Below are 19,645 nucleotides of genomic sequence, written 5' to 3'. Positions count from 1 at the left end.
CGAGCGACGCCGAGCAGGCGGTGTCGACGGTGACCGCCGGGCCTTCCAGACCGAGCGTGTAGGAGAGCCGGCCGGACATGACGCTGGCGGTGTTGCCCGTCGCCACATAGCCCTGGACGTCGGAGGCCGAGCGGCGCAGCAGGGTGGGGTAGTCCTGGCCGTTGGTGCCGACGAAGACGCCGGTGCGGGAGCCGCGCAGCGACGCGGGGTCGATGCCCGCCCGCTCCAGGGCCTCCCAGGTGGTCTCCAGCAGCAGCCGCTGCTGGGGGTCCATGGCCAGGGCCTCGCGCGGGGAGATCCCGAAGAAGGCGGCGTCGAAGTCGGCGACGCCGGTGAGGAATCCGCCTTCGGCGGTGGCGGAGGCCCCGGCGGCCAGCGCGCCGAGGTCCCAGCCCCGGTCGGCCGGGAAGGCGGAGATGCCGTCACGGCCGTCGGCGAGCAGGCGCCAGAGGTCCTCGGGGGAGGACACGCCGCCGGGGAAGCGGCAGCCGATGCCGACGATGGCGATCGGGTCGTCGTCGGCGGGGCGGGCGGCGGGTGCCGTCGCCACGGCGTCGGGCAGCGTGCCCGCGATCTCGGCCAGCAGGAACCGGGACAGCTCCAGCAGGGTCGGGTGGTCGTAGACCAGGGAGGCGGGCAGGCTCAGGCCGGTGGCCGCGGCGAGCCCGTTGCGCAGTTCGAGCGCGGTCAGCGAGTCGAAGCCCAGGTCCTTGAAGGCCCGGTCGGACTCCACCCGTGAGGCGTCGGTGTGGCCGAGGACCGCGGCCACCTGGGTGCGCAGCAGGTCCACCAGGAACCGGCCGCGGTCGGCGTCGGGCAGCTCCGCGAGGCGCCGGCGCAGCGCGGGTTCGCCGCCGGTGGCGGTGTCCGTCGCGGTGCCGGCCGTGGTGGCGCGGCGCATCTCGGGCAGGTCGGCGACGAACGGGGCGGGCCGGACGGCCGCGACGGTGGCGGCGTAGCGGCTCCAGTCGATGTCGGCGAGGGCGACGACGGTGTCGTCGTGCTCGATGGCCTGCTTCAGGGCGGCGACGGCCCGCTCGGGTGCGAGCGGTGCGAAGCCGCCGCGGCGTACGCGGCTCTCGACGTCGGCGTCGACGGCGACCATGCCGGACTGGGCCCAGGGGCCCCAGGCGACGGAGGTCGCGGTCAGGCCGGCGGCGCGGCGGTGTTCGGCGAGGGCGTCCAGGTAGGCGTTGGCGGCGGCGTAGTTGCCCTGTCCGGCGGCGCCGAGGGTGCCGGCCGTGGAGGAGAACAGGACGAATGCCGACAGGGCGGTGTCCTGGGTCAGCTCGTGCAGATTGCGCGCCGAGACGGCCTTGGCGTTCATGACGGCGGAGAAGTTCTCCGGTGTCAGGTCGGCCAGGACACCGTCCTCGACGACGCCCGCCGTGTGGATGACCGCGGTGAGCGGCCGGTCGCCGGGGACGGCGGCGAGTACGGCGGCGAGCGCGTCGCGGTCGGCGGCGTCGCAGGCGGTGACGGTGACATCGGCGCCCAGCTGCTCGAGTTCCGCGCGCAGCGCGTCGGCGCCGGGGGCGTCCGGGCCGCGGCGGCTGGTGAGCAGCAGGTGCTGTGCGCCGCTGCGGGCGAGCCAGCGGGCGACGTGGCCGCCGAGGCCGCCGGTGCCGCCGGTGATCAGCACGGTGCCGGTCGGGGCGAACACGCGGCGTACGGGCCGGTCCGCGGCGGGGCTGTGGGCGAGTCGGCGGACGAAGACGCCGGAGGCGCGGACGGCCACCTGGTCCTCGCCGTCGGTCCGGGCGAGGACGCCCGCGATACGGCGTGCGGTGTGGGCGTCGAGCTGCTCGGGCAGGTCGAGGAGACCGCCCCAGCGCTGCGGGTTCTCCAGGGCGGCGACGCGGCCGAGTCCCCAGACCGCCGCCTGTGCGGGGTCCTGGAGGTGCTCGGAGCGGCCGACGGAGACGGCGCCGCGGGTGACGCACCACAGGGGCGCGTCGAGGCCGGCGTCGCCCGCGGCCTGGACGGCCGTGGCTGTCAGAGCGAGCCCGGCGGGTACGCCGGGATGTCCGGCCCGCTCGTCGTCCGCGAGGGCGAGCAGCGACAGGACGCCCTCGAACCGGGCGCCTTCGTCGAGCAGTTCGCGCAGGCGCCCGGTGAGGGCGGCGCGGTCGGGTGCGGTCACCTCGACGCGGACGGTCTCCACGCCGAGGCCGTCGGTCAGGGCGCCTGTCCAGGGGTCCGTCTCCGAGCCGGCCGGGACGAGGAGGAGCCAGGTGCCGCGCGGTGCGGCGGTGGCGGGTGCGGTGAGGGGCTTCCACGTCACCCGGTAACGCCAGGCATCCGCCACGGACTGCTCACGACGACGACGGCGCCAGGACGACAGCGCCGGCACCATCGCCGTCACCGTCTCCCCGTCCAACTCCAGCGAATCCGCGAGCGACCCCAGGTCCTCACGCTCCACCGCCGACCAGAACTCCGCGTCCACCGGATCCACCGAACCGGCCACCGGCGCCGCGACCACCTCCGGCCAGAACCGCTCCCGCTGGAACGCATACGTCGGCAACTCCACCCGCCGCGCACCCGAACCCGCGAAGAATCCGGACCAGTCCACGGACACCCCGTGCACATGGGCGTCGACGAGCGCGGCGGTGATCGCCGACTCCTCGGGGCGGCCCCGGCGCAGCAGGGGGACCAGCACGGCGTGCGGGTCGTCGGCGAGGCTCTCGCGGGCCATTCCGCAGAGCACGCCGTCGGGGCCGAGCTCCAGGAAGGTGCGGACGCCGTGCTCGGCCAGCCAGTTCACGCCGTCGGCGAAGCGGACCGCGTCGCGGACGTGGCGCACCCAGTAGGCCGGGGAGCACACCTGTTCGGCGGTGGCGAGCCGGCCGGTGGTGTTGGAGACGAAGGGGATGGCGGGCGCGTGGTAGGTGATGCCTTCGGCGACGCGGCGGAAGTCGTCGAGCATCGCGTCCATCAGCGGCGAGTGGAAGGCATGGCTCACCCGCAGCAGCCGGGTCTTGCGCCCGTCGGCCTCGAAGCGGGCGGCGAGGTCCACCACGAGGTTCTCGTCGCCGGAGACGACCAGCGAGGAGGGGCCGTTGACGGCCGCGACGGACATCCGGTCGGTGTGGTCGGCCAGCAGCGGGAGGATTTCTTCCTCGGTGGCCTGGATCGCCGCCATGGCGCCCCCGGCCGGGAGGGCCTGCATCAGCCGGCCGCGCGCGGCCACGAGAGCGCAGGCGTCCTCCAGGGACAGCACCCCGGCGACGTGCGCGGCGGCGAGTTCGCCGATGGAGTGCCCGGTGAGGTAGTCGGGCCTGATGCCCCAGGACTCGACGAGGCGGAACAGCGCCACCTCGACGGCGAACAGGGCGGGCTGGGCGTAGCCGGTCGCATCGAGCAGCTCCGCCTCGGGCGTACCGTCCTCGGCGAAGATCACCTCGCGCAGGGGGCGGTCGAGGGCGGTGTCCATCCGGGCGGTCACCGCGTCCAGCGCGTCGGCGAACACCGGGTACCGCTCGTACAGTTCCCGGCCCATGCCGGGTCGCTGGCTGCCCTGTCCGGTGAACAGGAACGCCAGCCGGCCGCGGCTCACGGTGCCCGTAAGGACGCCGGGGGCGGGGGTGCCGTCGCGCAGGGCCGCGAGGCCGCGCAGCAGTTCCTCGCGCTCCCCCGCCACGACGCCCGCCCGGCGGTCGAAGCCGGTCCGGGACGTGGCCAGGGAGAAGGCGAGGTCGGTGAGGTGGAGTCCGGGGCGCTCGGCGAGCAGGGACAGCAGCCGGTCGGCCTGGGCGCGCAGGGCGGTGTCGTTCTTGGCGGACAGCGTCAGGGGCACGATGCCGGGCGCGGGCGCCGTCGGTTCCTCGGCAGGGGGTGCCTCGGCGGGCGGTGCCTGTTCGAGGATGGTGTGCACGTTGGTGCCGCTGAGTCCGAAGGAGGACACACCGGCCCGGCGGGCCCGCCCGGTCTCGGGCCACTCGGCCGGCTCGGTCAGCAGCTCGATGGCGCCCGCCGACCAGTCCACGTGGGACGAGGGGGTCTCGGCGTGCAGCGTCCTCGGCAGGACGCCCTCGCGCAGCGCCATCACCATCTTGATGACGCTCGCGACGCCGGAGGCCATCTGGGTGTGGCCGATGTTGGTCTTGACCGAACCGAGCAGCAGCGGCCGCTCGCGGTCCTGGCCGTAGGTGGCCAGCAGGGCCTGGGCCTCGATCGGGTCGCCCAGGGCGGTGCCGGTGCCGTGCCCGTCGACCGCGTCGACATCGGCGGGCGTGAGGCCGCCGTTGGCGAGTGCCTGGCGGATGACGCGCTGCTGGGAGGGGCCGTTGGGGGCCGTCAGCCCGTTGGACGCGCCGTCCTGGTTGATGGCGCTGGCGCGCACCACGGCGAGGATCTCGTGGCCGTTGCGGCGGGCGTCGGAGAGCCGCTCCAGCAGGACGAGGCCGACGCCCTCGGCGAGGGTCATGCCGTCCGCGTCGTCGGAGTACGCCTTGCAGCGGCCGTCGACGGCGAGGGCGCGCTGGCGGCTGAAGCCGATGAAGGCGTTCGGGGTGGCCATGATGCTGACGCCGCCGGCGAGGGCGAGGGAGCTCTCGCCGTTGCGCAGCGACTGGCAGGCCAGGTGCATGGCGACGAGCGAGGAGGAGCAGGCCGTGTCGAGCGTGACCGCGGGACCCTCGAAGCCGAAGAGGTAGGAGACCCGGCCGGAGAGGATGCTGGAGAGGGTGCCGGTGACCATGTGGCCCTCGGATCCCTCGGTGGCGTTGGCGGCGCCGGTGCCGTAGTCCTGGTAGCTCGCGCCGATGAACGTGCCGGTCGAGCTGCCCCGCAGCGTGTCGGGGTCGATGCCGGCGCCTTCGAGTGCTTCCCAGGCGGTCTCCAGCAACAGCCGCTGCTGGGGGTCCATGGCGAGTGCCTCGCGCGGGGAGATCCCGAAGAAGGAGGCGTCGAAGTCCGCGACGTCCCGCAGGAATCCGCCCTGGACGGAGTAGGTCTTGCCGTGGCTGTCGGGGTCCGGGTCGTAGAGCCCCTCGGCGTCCCAGCCGCGGTCGGCGGGGAAGCCGGAGACGGCGTCGGTGCCGTTCATGACGAGGTCCCACAGCGCCTGCGCGGAGCCGACCCCGCCGGGGTAGCGGCAGCTCATGCCGACAATGGCGATCGGCTCGTCGGTGAGGGCGGCGGAGGCCGCCGGGGCGGCCGCGGCGATGTCGACGCCCGCGATCTCGGCACGCAGGAACTCCACGAGCGCGAGGGGGGTGGGGTAGTCGAAGACCATGGTCGTCGGCAGCCGCAGCCCGGTGATCTCCCTCAGGCGGTTGCGCAGGCCCACGGCGGTCAGCGAGTCGAAGCCGACGTCACGGAAGGCACGCTGGTCGGACAGTGCCTCGGACGAGGTGTAGCCGAGAACGCCCGCGGCCTCGGAGCGGACCAGCTCCAGCAGTTGGCGTTCCTGCTCGACGGCCGGGAGGGCCCGCAGCCGGGCCGCGAATTCCCCTTCGCCGCCCGTGCGCGTGCTCTGCTCGGCGGCCTCGGCCAGTCGGCGGACCTCGGGCACCTCGTCGAACAGCGTGGTGGGACGGCCGGAGGTGAACACCGGGTGGTAGGTGTCCCAGGCGACGCCCGCGATGGCGAGTACCGTCTCGTCGTCGTCCAGGGCGCGCCGCATGCCGGCCAGTGCCAGCCGGGCGTCCATGAACTCCAGGCCGCTGCCGCGGATCTGGTCGGGGTCGACCCGGCCGAGGCCGAGGTCGTCGGCCCAGATGCCCCAGTGCAGGGACGTGGCGGTCACCCCGCGGGCGCGGCGGTTCTCGGCGAGCGCGCTGACGAAGGCGTTGCCCGCCACGTAGGCGGCGTGCTGTCCGCTGCCCCACATGCCGGCGGCGGACGAGAAGAGGACGAAGGCGTCCAGCTCGGCGTCGTCCAGCAGTTCGTCGAGGTTCCGCGCTCCGGCGACCTTGGCGTGGACGACCTTGGCGAAGGCCTCCATGGTGGTCTCCGCCAGCGAGTGCAGCTCGATGACGGCGGCGGTGTGGATGGCCGTGCGGATGGTGTGTCCGTCGGCCTTCAGGCCGGCGATCAGTGCGGCGAGCGCGTCGCGGTCGGTGATGTCGCAGGCGGCCACCACGGCCTCGGCGCCGAGTTCCGCCAGCTCCGCGACCAGCTCGGCGGCGCCGGGGGCGTTCATACCGCTGCGGCTGACGAGGACGAGGCGCTCGGCGCCCTGGCCCGCGAGCCACCGTGCGATGTGGGGGCCGAGGGTGCCCGTGCCGCCGGTGATCAGTGTGGTGCCCCGGGGTGACCACGCGCGGTCCGGGTGCGGTTCGCCGGCCGGGGCGGGCAGCACCCGCCGGGTGAAGACGCCGGAGGCGCGGATCGCGAGCTGGTCCTCTCCGGTGGCGCCGGCGAGGGCGGCGGCCAGGCGCTGTCCGGCGCGCTCGTCGAACGCTGCGGGCAGGTCGATCATGCCGCCCCAGCGCTGCGGGTGCTCCAGCGCCGCCGTCCAGCCCACGCCCTGCACCTGCGCCTGCACCGGGTTGGTGACCAGGTCCGAACGACCGGTCGACACCGCACCACGGGTCACGCACCACAGCGGCGCGTCGATACCCGCGTCGCCAAGAGCCTGGACGAGCGCGACGGTCAGGGCGAGACCGGAGGCCAGCGCCGGGTACGCGGCACACGGCTGCTCGGCCGCCGCCAGCACCGAGACGATGCCCGCTACGTCGTGGGCGTCATCGAGCCGGCCCGCGAGGACGGTGCGGTCGACGCAGGACTCGTCCAGGACCAGACGGCGCACCTCGGCGCCCTGGCCGCCCAGCGCGGCCACCACGTCGTCGTCCGCGATGCCCTCGGCCGTGACCACCAGCCAGCTGCCCGACAGCGAGGCCTGCGGCACACCACTGAGCGGCGACCAGGCGACCCGGTAGCGCCACGCGTCCAGCGCCGACTGCTCACGCCGCTGGCGACGCCACGAGGACAGCCCGGGCAGCACGGCGGCGAGGGACTTCTCGTCGATGTGCAGGCTCGAGGTGAGGGCGGAGACGTCCTGCTGCTCGACGGCCGCCCAGAAGGCGTCGTCGGCGGGGTCCGTCGCCGCGCTCCGGTCGGTTTCGGAGGGCACGATCCACAGGTGCTCGTGCTGGAAGGCGTACGTGGGGAGGTCGACCCGGCGGGCACCGGCGGCGGTGAGGTCCACCGGCCATGCGACGTCCGTGCCCCGGACGAACACCTCGGCCAGCGAGGTCAGGAACCGCCGCAGACCGCCCTCGTCACGCCGCAGCGTGCCGGTCACCAGCCCCTGGCCGGTGGCGTCGTCGAGCATGTCCTGGATGCCGACGGTCAGCACCGGGTGGGAGCTGACCTCCACGAACACCCGGTGGTTCGTGCCGAGGAGCGACTGCACGGCCGCTTCGAACTCGACGGTGTTGCGCAGATTGCGATGCCAGTACTCGGCGTCCATGCCGCTGGTGTCCAGCCACCCGCCGGTGACGGTGGACAGGAACGGCACGTCGGAGGCGCGGGGCCGGATCGGTCCCAGCTCGGACAGCAGCTCCTCGTGGAGGTCCTCCACCTGCGCGGAGTGCGAGGCGTAGTCCACCGCGATCCGCCGCACCCGGACACCCTCGTCGGTGAGCCGCGCGGTCAGCTCGTCCAGGCCCTCCGGGTCACCGGAGACCACCACGGAACGCGGGCCGTTGACGGCGGCGACGGACACCCGGCCCGCGAAACCAGCCAGCCGCTCCTCGACCTCGGCCACCGGCAGCGCGACGGACATCATCCCGCCACGGCCCGCGAGCCGACGACCGATCGCCTGGCTGCGCAACGCCACCACGCGCGCGCCGTCCTCCAACGACAACGCACCCGACACCACCGCAGCCGCGATCTCACCCTGCGAGTGACCCACCACCGCGTCCGGAGACACACCGTGCGCCTGCCACAACGCCGCCAACGACACCATCACCGCGAACGACGCCGGCTGGACGACGTCGACCCGCTCCAGGGAGGGGGCGTCCGGTGCCTGGCGCAGGACGTCGGTCAGCGACCAGTCGACGAACGGGCTGAGGGCGTCGGCGCATTGGGCGATGCGCTCGGCGAAGACGGGTGATTCCTCCAGCAGGTGGGCACCCATGCCCACCCACTGCGAACCCTGGCCCGGGAACACGAACACCGTCTTGCCGTCGATGTCCGCGGCACCGCGCACGACGGCGGGTGAGGACGCGTCGGCGGCGACGGCCCGCAGGCCGGTCAGCAGCTCCTCGCGGTCCGTGCCGACGACGACCGCGCGGTGTTCGAACAGCGAGCGTGCCGACGTCAGGGAGAAGGCGATGTCGGCCGGCCGCCAGCCCGGCTCGGCCTCGACGGCCGACACCAGGCTCGCCGCCTGGTCCCGTACGGCGGGCGCGCTGCGCGCGGACACCACCCAGGGGAGCAGCACGTCGCGGTCGGCCGCCGGGGCGGTGGGCTCATCGGCCGCCGGCTCACCGTCCCGCGGTGCTTCCTCCAGCACCGCGTGGGCGTTCGTGCCGCTGATGCCGAAGGACGACACCGCGCAGCGGCGCGGCCGCTCCCCCGCCGGCCAGGCGACCGGCTCGGTGAGCAGCTCGACCGCACCGGCCGACCAGTCGACGTGGGAGGAGGCGTTGTCGCTGTGCAGCGACTTCGGCAGCAGGCCGTGGCGCATCGCCATGACCATCTTGATGACACCGGCGACGCCGGAGGCCGACTGGGTGTGGCCGATGTTGGACTTCACCGAGCCGAGCAGCAGCGGCCGGTCCGCGTCGCGGTCACGGCCGTAGGTCACCTGGAGGGCCTGGGCCTCGATGGGGTCGCCGAGCGGGGTGCCGGTGCCGTGGGCCTCCACCGCGTCGACGTCCGAGGGGGTCAGTCGCGCGTTGGCGAGCGCCTGGCGGATGACGCGCTGCTGGGAGGGGCCGTTGGGGGCGGTGAGGCCGTTGGAGGCGCCGTCCTGGTTGATGGCGCTGCCGCGCACGACCGCGAGCACGGGGTGGCCGTTGCGGCGGGCGTCGGAGAGCCGCTCGACGAGCAGGATGCCGACGCCCTCGGCGAGCGCGAAGCCGTCCGCTTCCTCGGCGAACGCCTTGGACCGGCCGTCGGTGGCCAGCGCCCGCTGGCGGCTGAAGGCGACGAAGGGGTCGGTGGTCGTCATCACGGTGACGCCGCCCGCGACCGCGAGGGTGGTCTCGCCGTTGCGCAGCGACTGGCAGGCCAGGTGCAGGGCGACCAGCGACGACGAGCAGGCCGTGTCGACGGTGACGGCGGGGCCTTCCAGGCCGAAGACATAGGACACCCGGCCGGAGAGGACGCTCGGCTGGCTGCCGGTGACCATGTGGCCCTCGGAGCCGGGCTCGGCGCCGCCGCGGCCGTACTCCTGGTAGCTGGAGCCGATGAAGGTGCCGGTCAGGCTGGAGCGCAGCGAGGCGGGGTCGATGCCGGCCCGCTCGACGGCCTCCCAGGTGGTCTCCAGCAGCAGGCGCTGCTGGGGGTCCATGCCCAGGGCCTCACGCGGGGAGATCCCGAAGAAGCCGGGGTCGAACTCGCCGGCCTCGTGCAGGAATCCGCCCTGCGTCGTGTAGGTCGTTCCGGCCCGGTCGGGGTCCGGGTCGTAGAGGCCGGTGGTGTCCCAGCCGCGGTTGGCGGGGAACTCCGAGATGGCGTCCACGCCGTCCGCGACGAGCCGCCACAGCTGCTCGGGCGAGGTGACCCCGCCCGGATAGCGGCAGCTCATGCCGATGATCGCGATGGGTTCGTCGTCGGCCGCCGCCGAGGTGGCGACCGGGCCGGCCACGTCGAGGCCGGCGCCGAGGAGCTCGGCGCCCAGGTACCGGGCCAGGGCCAGCGGGGTGGGGTAGTCGAAGACCATGGTGGCCGGCAGGGTGAGACCGGTGACCGTGCCGAGGCGCTTGCGCAGCTCCACGGCGGTCAGCGAGTCGAAGCCGGCCTCACGGAAGGCCCGTTGTGCGGGGACGGAGTCCGCCGAGTCGTGGCCGAGGACCGCGGCGGCCTCGTCGCGGACCAGGTCCACCAGCAGCCGCTCCCGCTCCTCCTCGCCCAGGGCGCGCAGGCGTGCGGCGTACTCGGAGGCGGCACCGCTCTCGTGCTCGGTGCTCAGCCGGAGGGCGCGGATCTCGGGCAGGTCGGCGAGGAGCGCGCTGGGGCGCATCGAGGCGAAGAGCGGGAAGTAGCGCTCCCAGTCGACGTCGGCGACGGTGACGGTGACGTCCCCCTGGACGACCGCGCGCCGCAGTTCGGTCATGGCGGACCGCGGGGTGAGGAAGCCCAGGCCCTGGCGGACCAGGCTGTCGGAGATGGCGTCGTCGACGGCCATGCCGGCCTCGGCCCAGGGCCCCCAGGCGACACAGGTCGCGGCCAGGCCGTGGGCACGGCGGTGCTCGGCCAGGGCGTCGAGGTAGGCGTTGGCCGCGCCGTAGGCGCTCTGGCCGCCGCTGCCCCAGACACCGGCGATCGAGCCGAAGAGGACGAACAGGTCGAGTTCGCGGTCCCCGAGCAGGGCGTGGAGGTTGGCCGCGCCCGCGGCCTTGGCCGAGGTCAGTTCGGCGAAGGCGGCGACGGACGTCTGCTCCAGGGGTGCGGCCTGGCCGACGCCCGCAGTGTGCACGACTGCCGTCAGCGGCAGCTCGTCGGGGACGCCTGCGAGCACGGCGGCCAGCGCGTCGCGGTCGGCGACGTCGCAGGCGACGATCTCGACGCGGGAGCCCAGCGCCTGAAGTTCGGCGCGGAGTCCGTCCGCGCCGGGGGCGTCGGGGCCGCGGCGGCTGGTGAGCACCAGGTTCTCGGCGCCGCTGCGGGCGAGCCAGCGGGCCACGTCGGCGCCGAGCGCCCCGGTGCCGCCGGTGATCAGCACGGTGCCGCGGGCGGTGAAGGAGGTCTCGGCGGGCAGGTCCTGGACGGCGGCGCGGGCGAGCCGGCGGCCGGAGAGGCCGGAGGCGCGGACCGCCACCTGGTCCTCGCCGTCGAGGCCGGCCAGGACGCCCAGCAGGCGCTGCACGGCGTGCTGGTCGAGCACCTCGGGCAGGTCGACGAGGCCGCCCCAGCCACGCGGGTACTCCAGGGCGGCGACGCGGCCGAGGCCCCACGCGGCGGCCTGGGCGGGCCGGGTGACGGGGTCGGCGGGGCCGGTCGACACGGCGCCGCGGGTGGCGGTCCACAGCCGGGCGCCGAGCCCGGTGTCGCCGAGGGCCTGGGTGAGGGCGACCGTCAGGGCGATTCCGGTGGTGAGCGGCGGGCAGGCCGTGCTCGGGCGCTCGTCGAGCGGGAGGAGGGACAGGATGCCGGTGAGGCCCTCGGCGTCCTCGACGGCGGCGAGCCGCTCGGCGAGGAGACTCCGGTCGGTGCACGAGTCGTCGAGCACCAGGGACCGGGCCCCGGTGCCGTGGGCGCTCAGCGCGGCGAGCAGGTCGTCGTGGAGAGCGCCGTCGGTCCCGTCGGTGGTGACGAGCAGCCAGCTGCCGTCCGCCGCGGGGGCGGCGGCCCCGCGCAGCCGGGTCCACTCGACCCGGTAGCGCCAGGTGTCGAGGAGGGCCTTCTCCTGGTTGCCCCGGCGCCAGGACGACAGGGCGGGCAGCAGCGAGCCGAGCGAGGAGACCTGCTCGTCCGCGAGGCCCAGGATGGCGGCCAGTTCATCGGCGTCGCCCCGCTCCACGGCGGCCCACAGCCGCTGGTGCGCGGGGTCGGCGGACGCGTCGGCGGTCACCGGGGACGGGCCCTGCGGCCAGTAGAACTCGTGCTGGAAGGCGTACGTCGGCAGGTCCACCCGGTGGGCGCCGGAGCCCGCGAAGAAGGCGGACCAGTCCACGCTCACGCCGTGCACCTGCAGGCGCGCCAGCGCCATGGTGACGGTCTGCTCCTCGGGGCGGTCGGCGCGCAGCACGGGGACGAGCAGGGCGCCGTGTTCGTCGCCGAGGGTGTCCTGTGCCATGGCGGACAGCACACCGTCGGGGCCGAGTTCCACGAAGGTGGTCACGCCCGCGTCGCGCAGGGTGCGGACGCCGTCGGCGAAGCGGACCGCGCCGCGCACGTGCCGGGTCCAGTAGTCGGGGGAGCGCAGCTCCTCCTCGGTGGCGAGCAGCCCGGTCAGGTTCGACACCAGCGGGATGGCGGGTGCCGCGTAGGTCAGGCCCTCGGCGACGCGCCGGAAGTCGTCCAGCATCGCGTCCATGCGGGGCGAGTGGAAGGCATGGCTCACCCGCAGCCGCTTGGTCTTGCGCCCCTCCGCTGCGAGACGGTCGGCGATCTCCCGCACCGCTTCCTCGTCACCGGCGACGACGACCGACGTCGGCCCGTTGACGGCGGCGATCGACACCCCGTCGGTCAGCAGCGGCAGGATCTCTTCCTCGGTGGCCTGGACGGCCACCATGGCGCCACCGGTGGGCAGCGCCTCCATGAGTCCGGCCCGGGCGGCGACCAGCGCGCAGGCGTCGGTGAGCGTCAGGACGCCCGCGACGTGCGCGGCGGCGAGTTCGCCGATGGAGTGCCCGGTGACGTAGTCGGGGGTGACGCCCCAGGACGCCACGAGACGGAACAGCGCCACCTCGACGGCGAAGAGGGCGGGCTGGGTCCAGCCCGTACGGTCCAGCAGGGCGGCGTCGGCCGAGTCCGCGGCGGCGAAGAGCACCTCGCGCAGCGGACGGTCCAGATGGGCCTCCAGGCGCGGGGTCAGTTCGGTGAGGACCGCGTCGAGGGCCTCGGCGAAGACGGGGAAGCGCTCGTACAGTTCGCGGCCCATGCCGAGGCGCTGGCTGCCCTGGCCGGCGAAGAGGAACGCCGTCCTGCCGGGGTGGGCGGCCTCGCCCTCGACGAGGTGGGCGTCGGGCCGGTCGGCGGCCAGCGCGCCGAGCGCGCGCAGCAGCGTGTCACGGTCGCCCGCCACCGCGGCGGCGCGCTGGTCGAAGCGGGAGCGGGTGGTCAGCAGGGAGTGCGCGACGTCGGCGGGGTCCAGCTCGGGGCGCGCCTCGACGTAGGACCGCAGCCGTGCCGCCTGCGCCCGGAGGGCGTCGCGGGTACGGCCGGAGATCAGCCACGGGACGACGGCTGTGGCGTTCGGGGCGGCCGGTGCGGTCCGCTCGGGAGCGGGGGCCGGGGGCTGCTCGATGATGGTGTGGACGTTGGTGCCGCTGATGCCGAAGGAGGAGATGCCCGCCCGGCGGGGGCGGTCGGTCTCGGGCCACGCGGTCTGCTCGGTGAGCAGCTCGACGGCGCCCTCGGTCCAGTCGACCTTGCTGGAGGGGGCGTCGATGTGCAGGGTGCGCGGCAGGACGCCGTGGCGCATCGCCATGATCATCTTGATGACACCGGCGACACCGGCGGCGGCCTGGGTGTGGCCGATGTTGGACTTCACCGAGCCGAGCAGCAGCGGCCGGTCCTCGTCGCGGTCGCGGCCGTAGGTGGCGAGCAGTGCCTGGGCCTCGATCGGGTCGCCGAGGGTGGTGCCGGTGCCGTGGGCCTCGACGGCGTCGACGTCGGCGGGCGAGAGTCCGCCGCTGGCGAGGGCCTGGCGGATGACGCGCTGCTGGGAGGGGCCGTTGGGGGCGGTCAGACCGTTGGAGGCGCCGTCCTGGTTGATGGCGCTGCCGCGCACGACCGCGAGCACGGGGTGGCCGTTGCGGCGGGCGTCGGAGAGCCGCTCGACGACGAGCACACCGACGCCCTCGGACCAGCCGACGCCGTCGGCCGCGTCGGAGAACGCCTTGCAGCGGCCGTCCGCGGACAGCCCGCGCTGCTTGGAGAACTCGACGAACACGGACGGCGTCGACATGACCGTCACACCGCCGGCCAGCGCCAGCGAGCACTCGCCCGCCCGCAGGGCCTGGGCTGCCAGGTGCAGGGTCACCAGGGACGACGAGCAGGCCGTGTCGACGGTGACGGCCGGGCCCTCGAGGCCGAAGGTGTAGGAGACGCGGCCCGAGACCAGGCTCGGGGAGGTGCCGCTGCCCTGGAAGCCCTCGAAGTCACCCCCGGCGAGTACGGCGCTGTAGTCGCTGTACATCACACCGGCGAAGACACCGGTCTGGCTGCCGCGCAGGCTCACCGGGTCGATCCCGGCGCGCTCGACGGCCTCCCAGGAGGTCTCCAGCAGCAGGCGCTGCTGGGAGTCGGTGGCGAGCGCCTCGCGCGGGCTCATGCCGAAGAAGGCGGGGTCGAACTCGCCCGCGTCGTGCAGGAATCCGCCCGAGCGGGTGTAGGCGGTGCCGGGGTGGTCGGGGTCGGGGTGGTACAGGCCGTCGACGTCCCAGCCACGGTTGGCGGGGAAGCCGGAGACCGCGTCGGTGCCCTCGGTGACGAGCCGCCACAGGTCCTCCGGCGACGTCACACCGCCCGGGTAGCGGCAGGCCATGCCCACGATCACGATCGGGTCGTCGGTGTCCACGGCCCGCGCGGCGGGCGCGGTGACCGCGGCCTCCGAGCCGAGCAGCTCGTCGAGGACGTACCCGGCCAGGGTGCGCACGCTCGGGTAGTCGAAGACGAGGGTGGCGGGCAGCCGGAGCCCGGTCACGGTGTTCAGCCGGTTGCGCAGCTCGACCGCGGTCAGCGAGTCGAAGCCGAGGTCGCGGAACGGGCGGGCGACGTCGATCTCCTCGGCGTCGGCGTGTCCGAGCACCAGGGCGACCTGACCGCGCACCAGGTCCAGCAGGGCCTCGTCACGGTCGGCCGCCGCCAGCCGCCCCAGGCGCTGCACAAGGCCGGTGGCGGTGCTCGATCCGGCCACGGCGGCGCGCCGGGCGCGCGTGCGGATGAGGCCTCGCAGCAGGGGCGGCACGTCGCCGCTCGCGCGGAACGCGGGCAGGTCGAGCCGAACCGGCAGGACGACGGGCTCGTCGGTGGCCAGGGCCGCGTCGAACAGCGCGAGGCCCTGCTCGGCCGACAGCGCCGGCATGCCCGCGCGGGCCAGCCGCTGGAGGTCGGCGTCGCCGAGCGTGCCGGTCATGCCGCCGGACTGGTCCCAGGGGCCCCACACCAGGGAGATGCCGGGCAGGCCCTCCTCGCGGCGCCGCTGCACGAGGGCGTCGAGGAAGGCGTTGCCGGCGGCGTAGTTGCCCTGCCCGGCGCCGCCGAAGGTGCCGGCGACGGAGGAGAACACCACGAAGGCGGTCAGGTCCGTCTCGCGGGTCAGCTCGTGCAGGTTCCACACCGCGTCGACCTTCGGGCGCAGCACCGCGTCGACGCGCTCGGGCGTCAGGGAGGCGATCACCCCGTCGTCGAGGACACCCGCCGCGTGCACCACGGCGGTGACCGGGTGCTGAGCGAGCAGTTCGGCGAGACCCGCACGGTCGGCGATGTCGCAGGCGGCCACCACGGCCTCGGCACCGAGCTCCGCCAGCTCCGCGACCAGGTCCTGGGCGCCGTCGGCGCCCGGGCCCCGGCGGCTCACCAGCAGCAGTCGTCGCACGCCGTGTTCGGTCACCAGGTACCGTGCCACGACCGCGCCCAGGCCGCTGGTGCCGCCGGTGACGAGCACACGGCCCTCGGCGTCCCAGAGAGCCGTGTCGGACACGGCGTCCGACACGGACGCCCGGGCCAGCCGCGCGGCCTTGAGCTCGCCCGCGCGGACGGCCAGCTGCGGCTCGTCGGAGGCCAGTGCCCGCGTGAGCGCGGCGGCCGAAGCGTCGTCCCCGGCCTCCGTCTCCAGGTCCAGCAGCCCGAAGCAGCCGGGGTTCTCCGTCTGCGCCGAGCGCACCAGACCCCACACCGCGGCCGCGGCCGGGTCGCCGCCGCCCAGGGCGCCCCGGGTGACGAACACCAGGCGCGAGCCGACGAACCGCTCGTCGGCCAGCCAGTCCTGTACGTGGGCCAGGGCCCGGGCCACCAGCGTGTGCGCGGAGTCGACGATCCGGTCATCGGCGGCACCGGCGGCGGGGATCAGCACCACGGCCGGTATCGCCGCGTCCGAGGCCGTCAAGGACGCCAGGTCCTGGTGGAGCACCGCGTCCGGCAGCGCGTCGGCCAGCCCGAAGGCGTCGGAGCCCACCAGGGCCACCGACTCCGGGGCGGCCGACTCGGCCCGTACCGGTGCCCAGTCCAGCCGGAAGAGCGCGTCCCGGGTCGCCCCGGCGTCGCCGAGGCGCTGCTCCGAGACCGGACGCAGCACCAGGGAGTCGACGGAGGCGACCGGCTCGCCGGAGGTGTCGGCGACGGCGATCGAGACCGTCCCCTCACCGGCCGGGGCGAGCCGGACCCGCAGCGCCGTGGCGCCGGTGGCGTGCAGCGACACGCCCTCCCACGAGAAGGGCAGTCCGCCCTGGCCCTGTGCGCCGAGGTCGGTGAACCCGGCGGCGTGCAGCGCCGAGTCCAGCAGTGCGGGGTGGAGGCCGAAGGCGCCCGCGTCGGCCTCGCCGCCCTCGGGCAGGCTCACCTCCGCGAACACCTCGCCGCCGAGCCGCCAGGCGGCCCGCAGGCCCTGGAAGGTGGCGCCGTAGCCGAAACCGTCCTCCGCGAGGCGGTCGTAGTGGCCGTCGAGCGACACCGGCTCGGCGCCCGCCGGCGGCCATACGGCGGCGTCGAACGGCACACGGTGCTCGCCGGCGGTGAGCACACCGGTGGCGTGCTGCGTCCACGGCAGTTCGTCGGCACCGTCCGGGCGGGAGTAGATGTTGAGGGTGCGGCGGCCGGTCCCGTCGGGGCTGCCGATCCACAACTGCACCTGGATGCCGCCCTGTTCGGGCAGGGCCAGCGGGGCGGCGAGGGTCAGCTCCTCGACCCGGTCGCAGCCGACCTCGTCGCCGGCGCGGATCGCCAGCTCCAGGAAGGCGGTGCCGGGCAGCAGCACCGTGCCGCGTACGGCGTGGTCGGCGAGCCAGGGGTGGGAGTGCAGCGACAGACGGCCGGTGAGCAGGGCGCCGTCGGAGTCGGCGAGGGAGACCGCCGCGGACAGCAGCGGGTGGTGTGCCACGCCGAGTCCCGCGGCGCGCAGGTCGCCGGACTGGCCGGGGTTGCCCTTGGGCCAGTACCGCCGTCGCTGGAAGGCGTAGGTCGGCAGGTCGACGCGGCGCGCTCCGGTGCCCTCGAAGTAGGCGTCCCAGGTCACGGGGACGCCTCGGGTGTGGAGACCGGCGAGGCCGGTGGTCACGGCCCGCACCTCGGGGCGGCCGGCGCGCAGCAGGGGCAGGGCGGCGCGGTCGTCGGCGCCGGCTTCGTCGAGGCAGCTCTGGGCCATGGCGGCGAGGACGCCGTCGGGGCCGAGCTCCAGGAAGGTGGTCACGCCGTGGTCGCGCAGCCAGTCGACGCCGTCGGCGAAGCGGACGGCGCGGCGGACGTGGTCGACCCAGTAGTCGGTGGAGGTGACCTGTGCGACGGTCACGGGCTCGCCGGTCAGGTTCGACACGAACGGCATCAGCGGGGCCTGGAGGGTCAGCCCGGACACCACCGCGCGGAACTCGTCGAGCATCGGCTCCATGAGCGGCGAGTGGAAGGCGTGGGAGACGCGCAGTCGCTTGGTCTTGCGGCCGTCGGCCTCCAGCCGGGCGACGATGCCGGCGAGGGCGTCCTCGGCGCCGGCGATGACGACGGCCCCCGGGCCGTTGACCGCGGCGACGGACACCCGGTCGGCCGGCTGCTCGGCCAGCAGCGGCAGGACCTCGTCCTCGGTGGCCTGGACGGCCACCATGGCGCCACCGGCCGGCAGTGCCTGCATGAGCCGGCCGCGGGCGGCGACCAGGGCGGCCGCGTCGCTCAGCGACAGCACCCCGGCGACGTGGGCGGCGACGACCTCGCCGATGGAGTGGCCGGCGAGGAAGTCGGGCTTGAGGCCCCACGACCGGGTCAGCCGGAAGAGGGCGACCTCGACGGCGAACAGCGCGGGCTGGGCCCAGCCGGTGCGCTCCAGCTCCTCCTCCCGCTCGCCCCACATGACCTCGCGCAGCGACCCGTCCAGATGGGGGTCCAGTGCGGCGATGGCTTCGTCGAGGGCCGCGGCGAAGACGGGGAACCGCTCGTACAACTCGCGTCCCATGCCCAGGCGTTGGCTCCCCTGGCCGGAGAAGAGGAAGGCGAGTTTGCCCTCGCCCTGGGTGGCGCCCTGGACACAGCCGGGCGCCGGGCGGTCCTCGGCCAGGGCGGTCAGCCCGGCGACGACGTCGTCGTGTCCGGCGGCGACGAGCACGGCGCGGTGCTCGAGGCCCGCGCGCGAGGTGGCCAGCGAGTACGCGGTGTCGAGGACGCCGGGCCGGGGGTCGGCGGTCAGGGCGGACAGCAGTCGTCCGGCCTGGGCCCGCAGGGCCTCGCGGGTGCGGCCGGAGAGCATCACGGGCACGACACCCGGGGCGACGGTGACGTCCGCCTCGGCCTCGTTCGCGGGCTCGGGCTCCGGTGCCTGCTCGACGATGGTGTGGGCGTTGGTGCCGCTGATGCCGAAGGAGGAGACGGCGGCACGCATCGGCCGTCCGGTCTCGGGCCAGGCGGTGTTCTCCGTGAGGAGCCGGACGGCGCCCTCGGACCAGTCCACATGGGACGAGGGGGCGTCGACCAGCAACGTCCTGGGCAGCACGCCGTGGCGCATCGCCATGACCATCTTGATGACACCGGCGACACCGGCGGCGGCCTGGGTGTGGCTGATGTTCGACTTGACCGAGCCGAGCAGCAGCGGCCGACTCTCGTCGCGACCCCGGCCGTACGTGGCGAGCAGGGCCTGGGCCTCGACGGGGTCGCCCAGCGTGGTGCCCGTGCCGTGTGCCTCGACGACGTCGATCTCGTCGGCCGACAGACGGGCGTTGACCAGTGCCTGCTGGATCACCGCTTGCTGGGAGGGGCCGTTCGGGGCGGTCAGGCCGTTGGACGCGCCGTCCTGGTTGACGGCCGAGCCGCGCACCACGGCGAGGATCTCGTGCCCGTTGCGCTGGGCGTCGGAGAGCCGCTCCAGCACCAGCACACCGACGCCCTCCGCCCAGCCGGTGCCGTCGGCGGAGTCGGCGAAGGAGCGGCAGCGGCCGTCGGCGGACAGCCCGCCCTGCCGGCTGAACTCGACGAACGTCGTGGGGCTCGCCATGACCGTGACACCGCCGGCCAGCGCCAGCGAGCACTCGCCCGCGCGCAGCGCCTGGGCGGCGAGGTGCAGGGCCACGAGCGAGGAGGAGCAGGCGGTGTCGACGGTCACGGCGGGACCGACGGCACCGAAGACGTAGGAGATACGGCCGGACAGCACACTGCCGGTGTTGCCGGTGAGCTGGAAGCCCTCGACCCCGTCGGCGGGGCCGACGCGGTAGTCCTGGGCCATCGCGCCCATGAACACACCGGTCCGGGTGCCCCGGATGGAGGTGGGGTCGATGCCGGCCCGCTCGAAGGCCTCCCAGGACGACTCCAGCAGCACCCGCTGCTGCGGGTCCATGGCCACCGCCTCGCGCGGCGAGATCCCGAAGAAGCCGGTGTCGAATTCCGCCGCGTCGTGCAGGAAGCCACCGGAGTTCGTCTGCGAGGCGGCGAGGGCCTCGGCGTCCCAGCCACGGTCCGTGGGGAAGTCGGTGATGCCGTTCCCGCCGGCCTCGACCATCCGCCACAGGTCCTCCGGGCTGCCCACACCGCCCGGGTAGCGGCAGGTCATGCCGATGATGGCGATGGGCTCCTGGGAGGCCGCCTCGAGATCCTGCACCCGCTGCCGTGTCCGTCGGAGATCGGCTGTCGCTCGCTTGAGGTAGTCCCGGAGCTTCTGTTCGTTGTCCAT

The 19,645-nt window shown here is 74.7% G+C and carries 1 protein-coding gene (only partly in view); it reads right to left on the bottom strand.

What is annotated here, in order from left to right:
• On the bottom strand, positions 1-19,645 hold the 5' portion of the coding sequence (locus AB8O64_RS33480; protein WP_370423428.1) for a type I polyketide synthase. The gene continues 8,744 nt to the left of window position 1, outside the view; 19,645 of the gene's 28,389 nt are visible here — the first part of the coding sequence; its start codon is at positions 19,643-19,645; the stop codon falls past the left edge of the window.

Source organism: Streptomyces sp. QH1-20 (assembly GCF_041283565.1).
In the GTDB taxonomy this organism is placed as follows: domain Bacteria; phylum Actinomycetota; class Actinomycetes; order Streptomycetales; family Streptomycetaceae; genus Streptomyces; species Streptomyces syringius.
The sequence above is the reverse complement of the archived record's forward strand: the minus strand, read 5'-3'. Positions and strand labels throughout refer to the sequence as shown.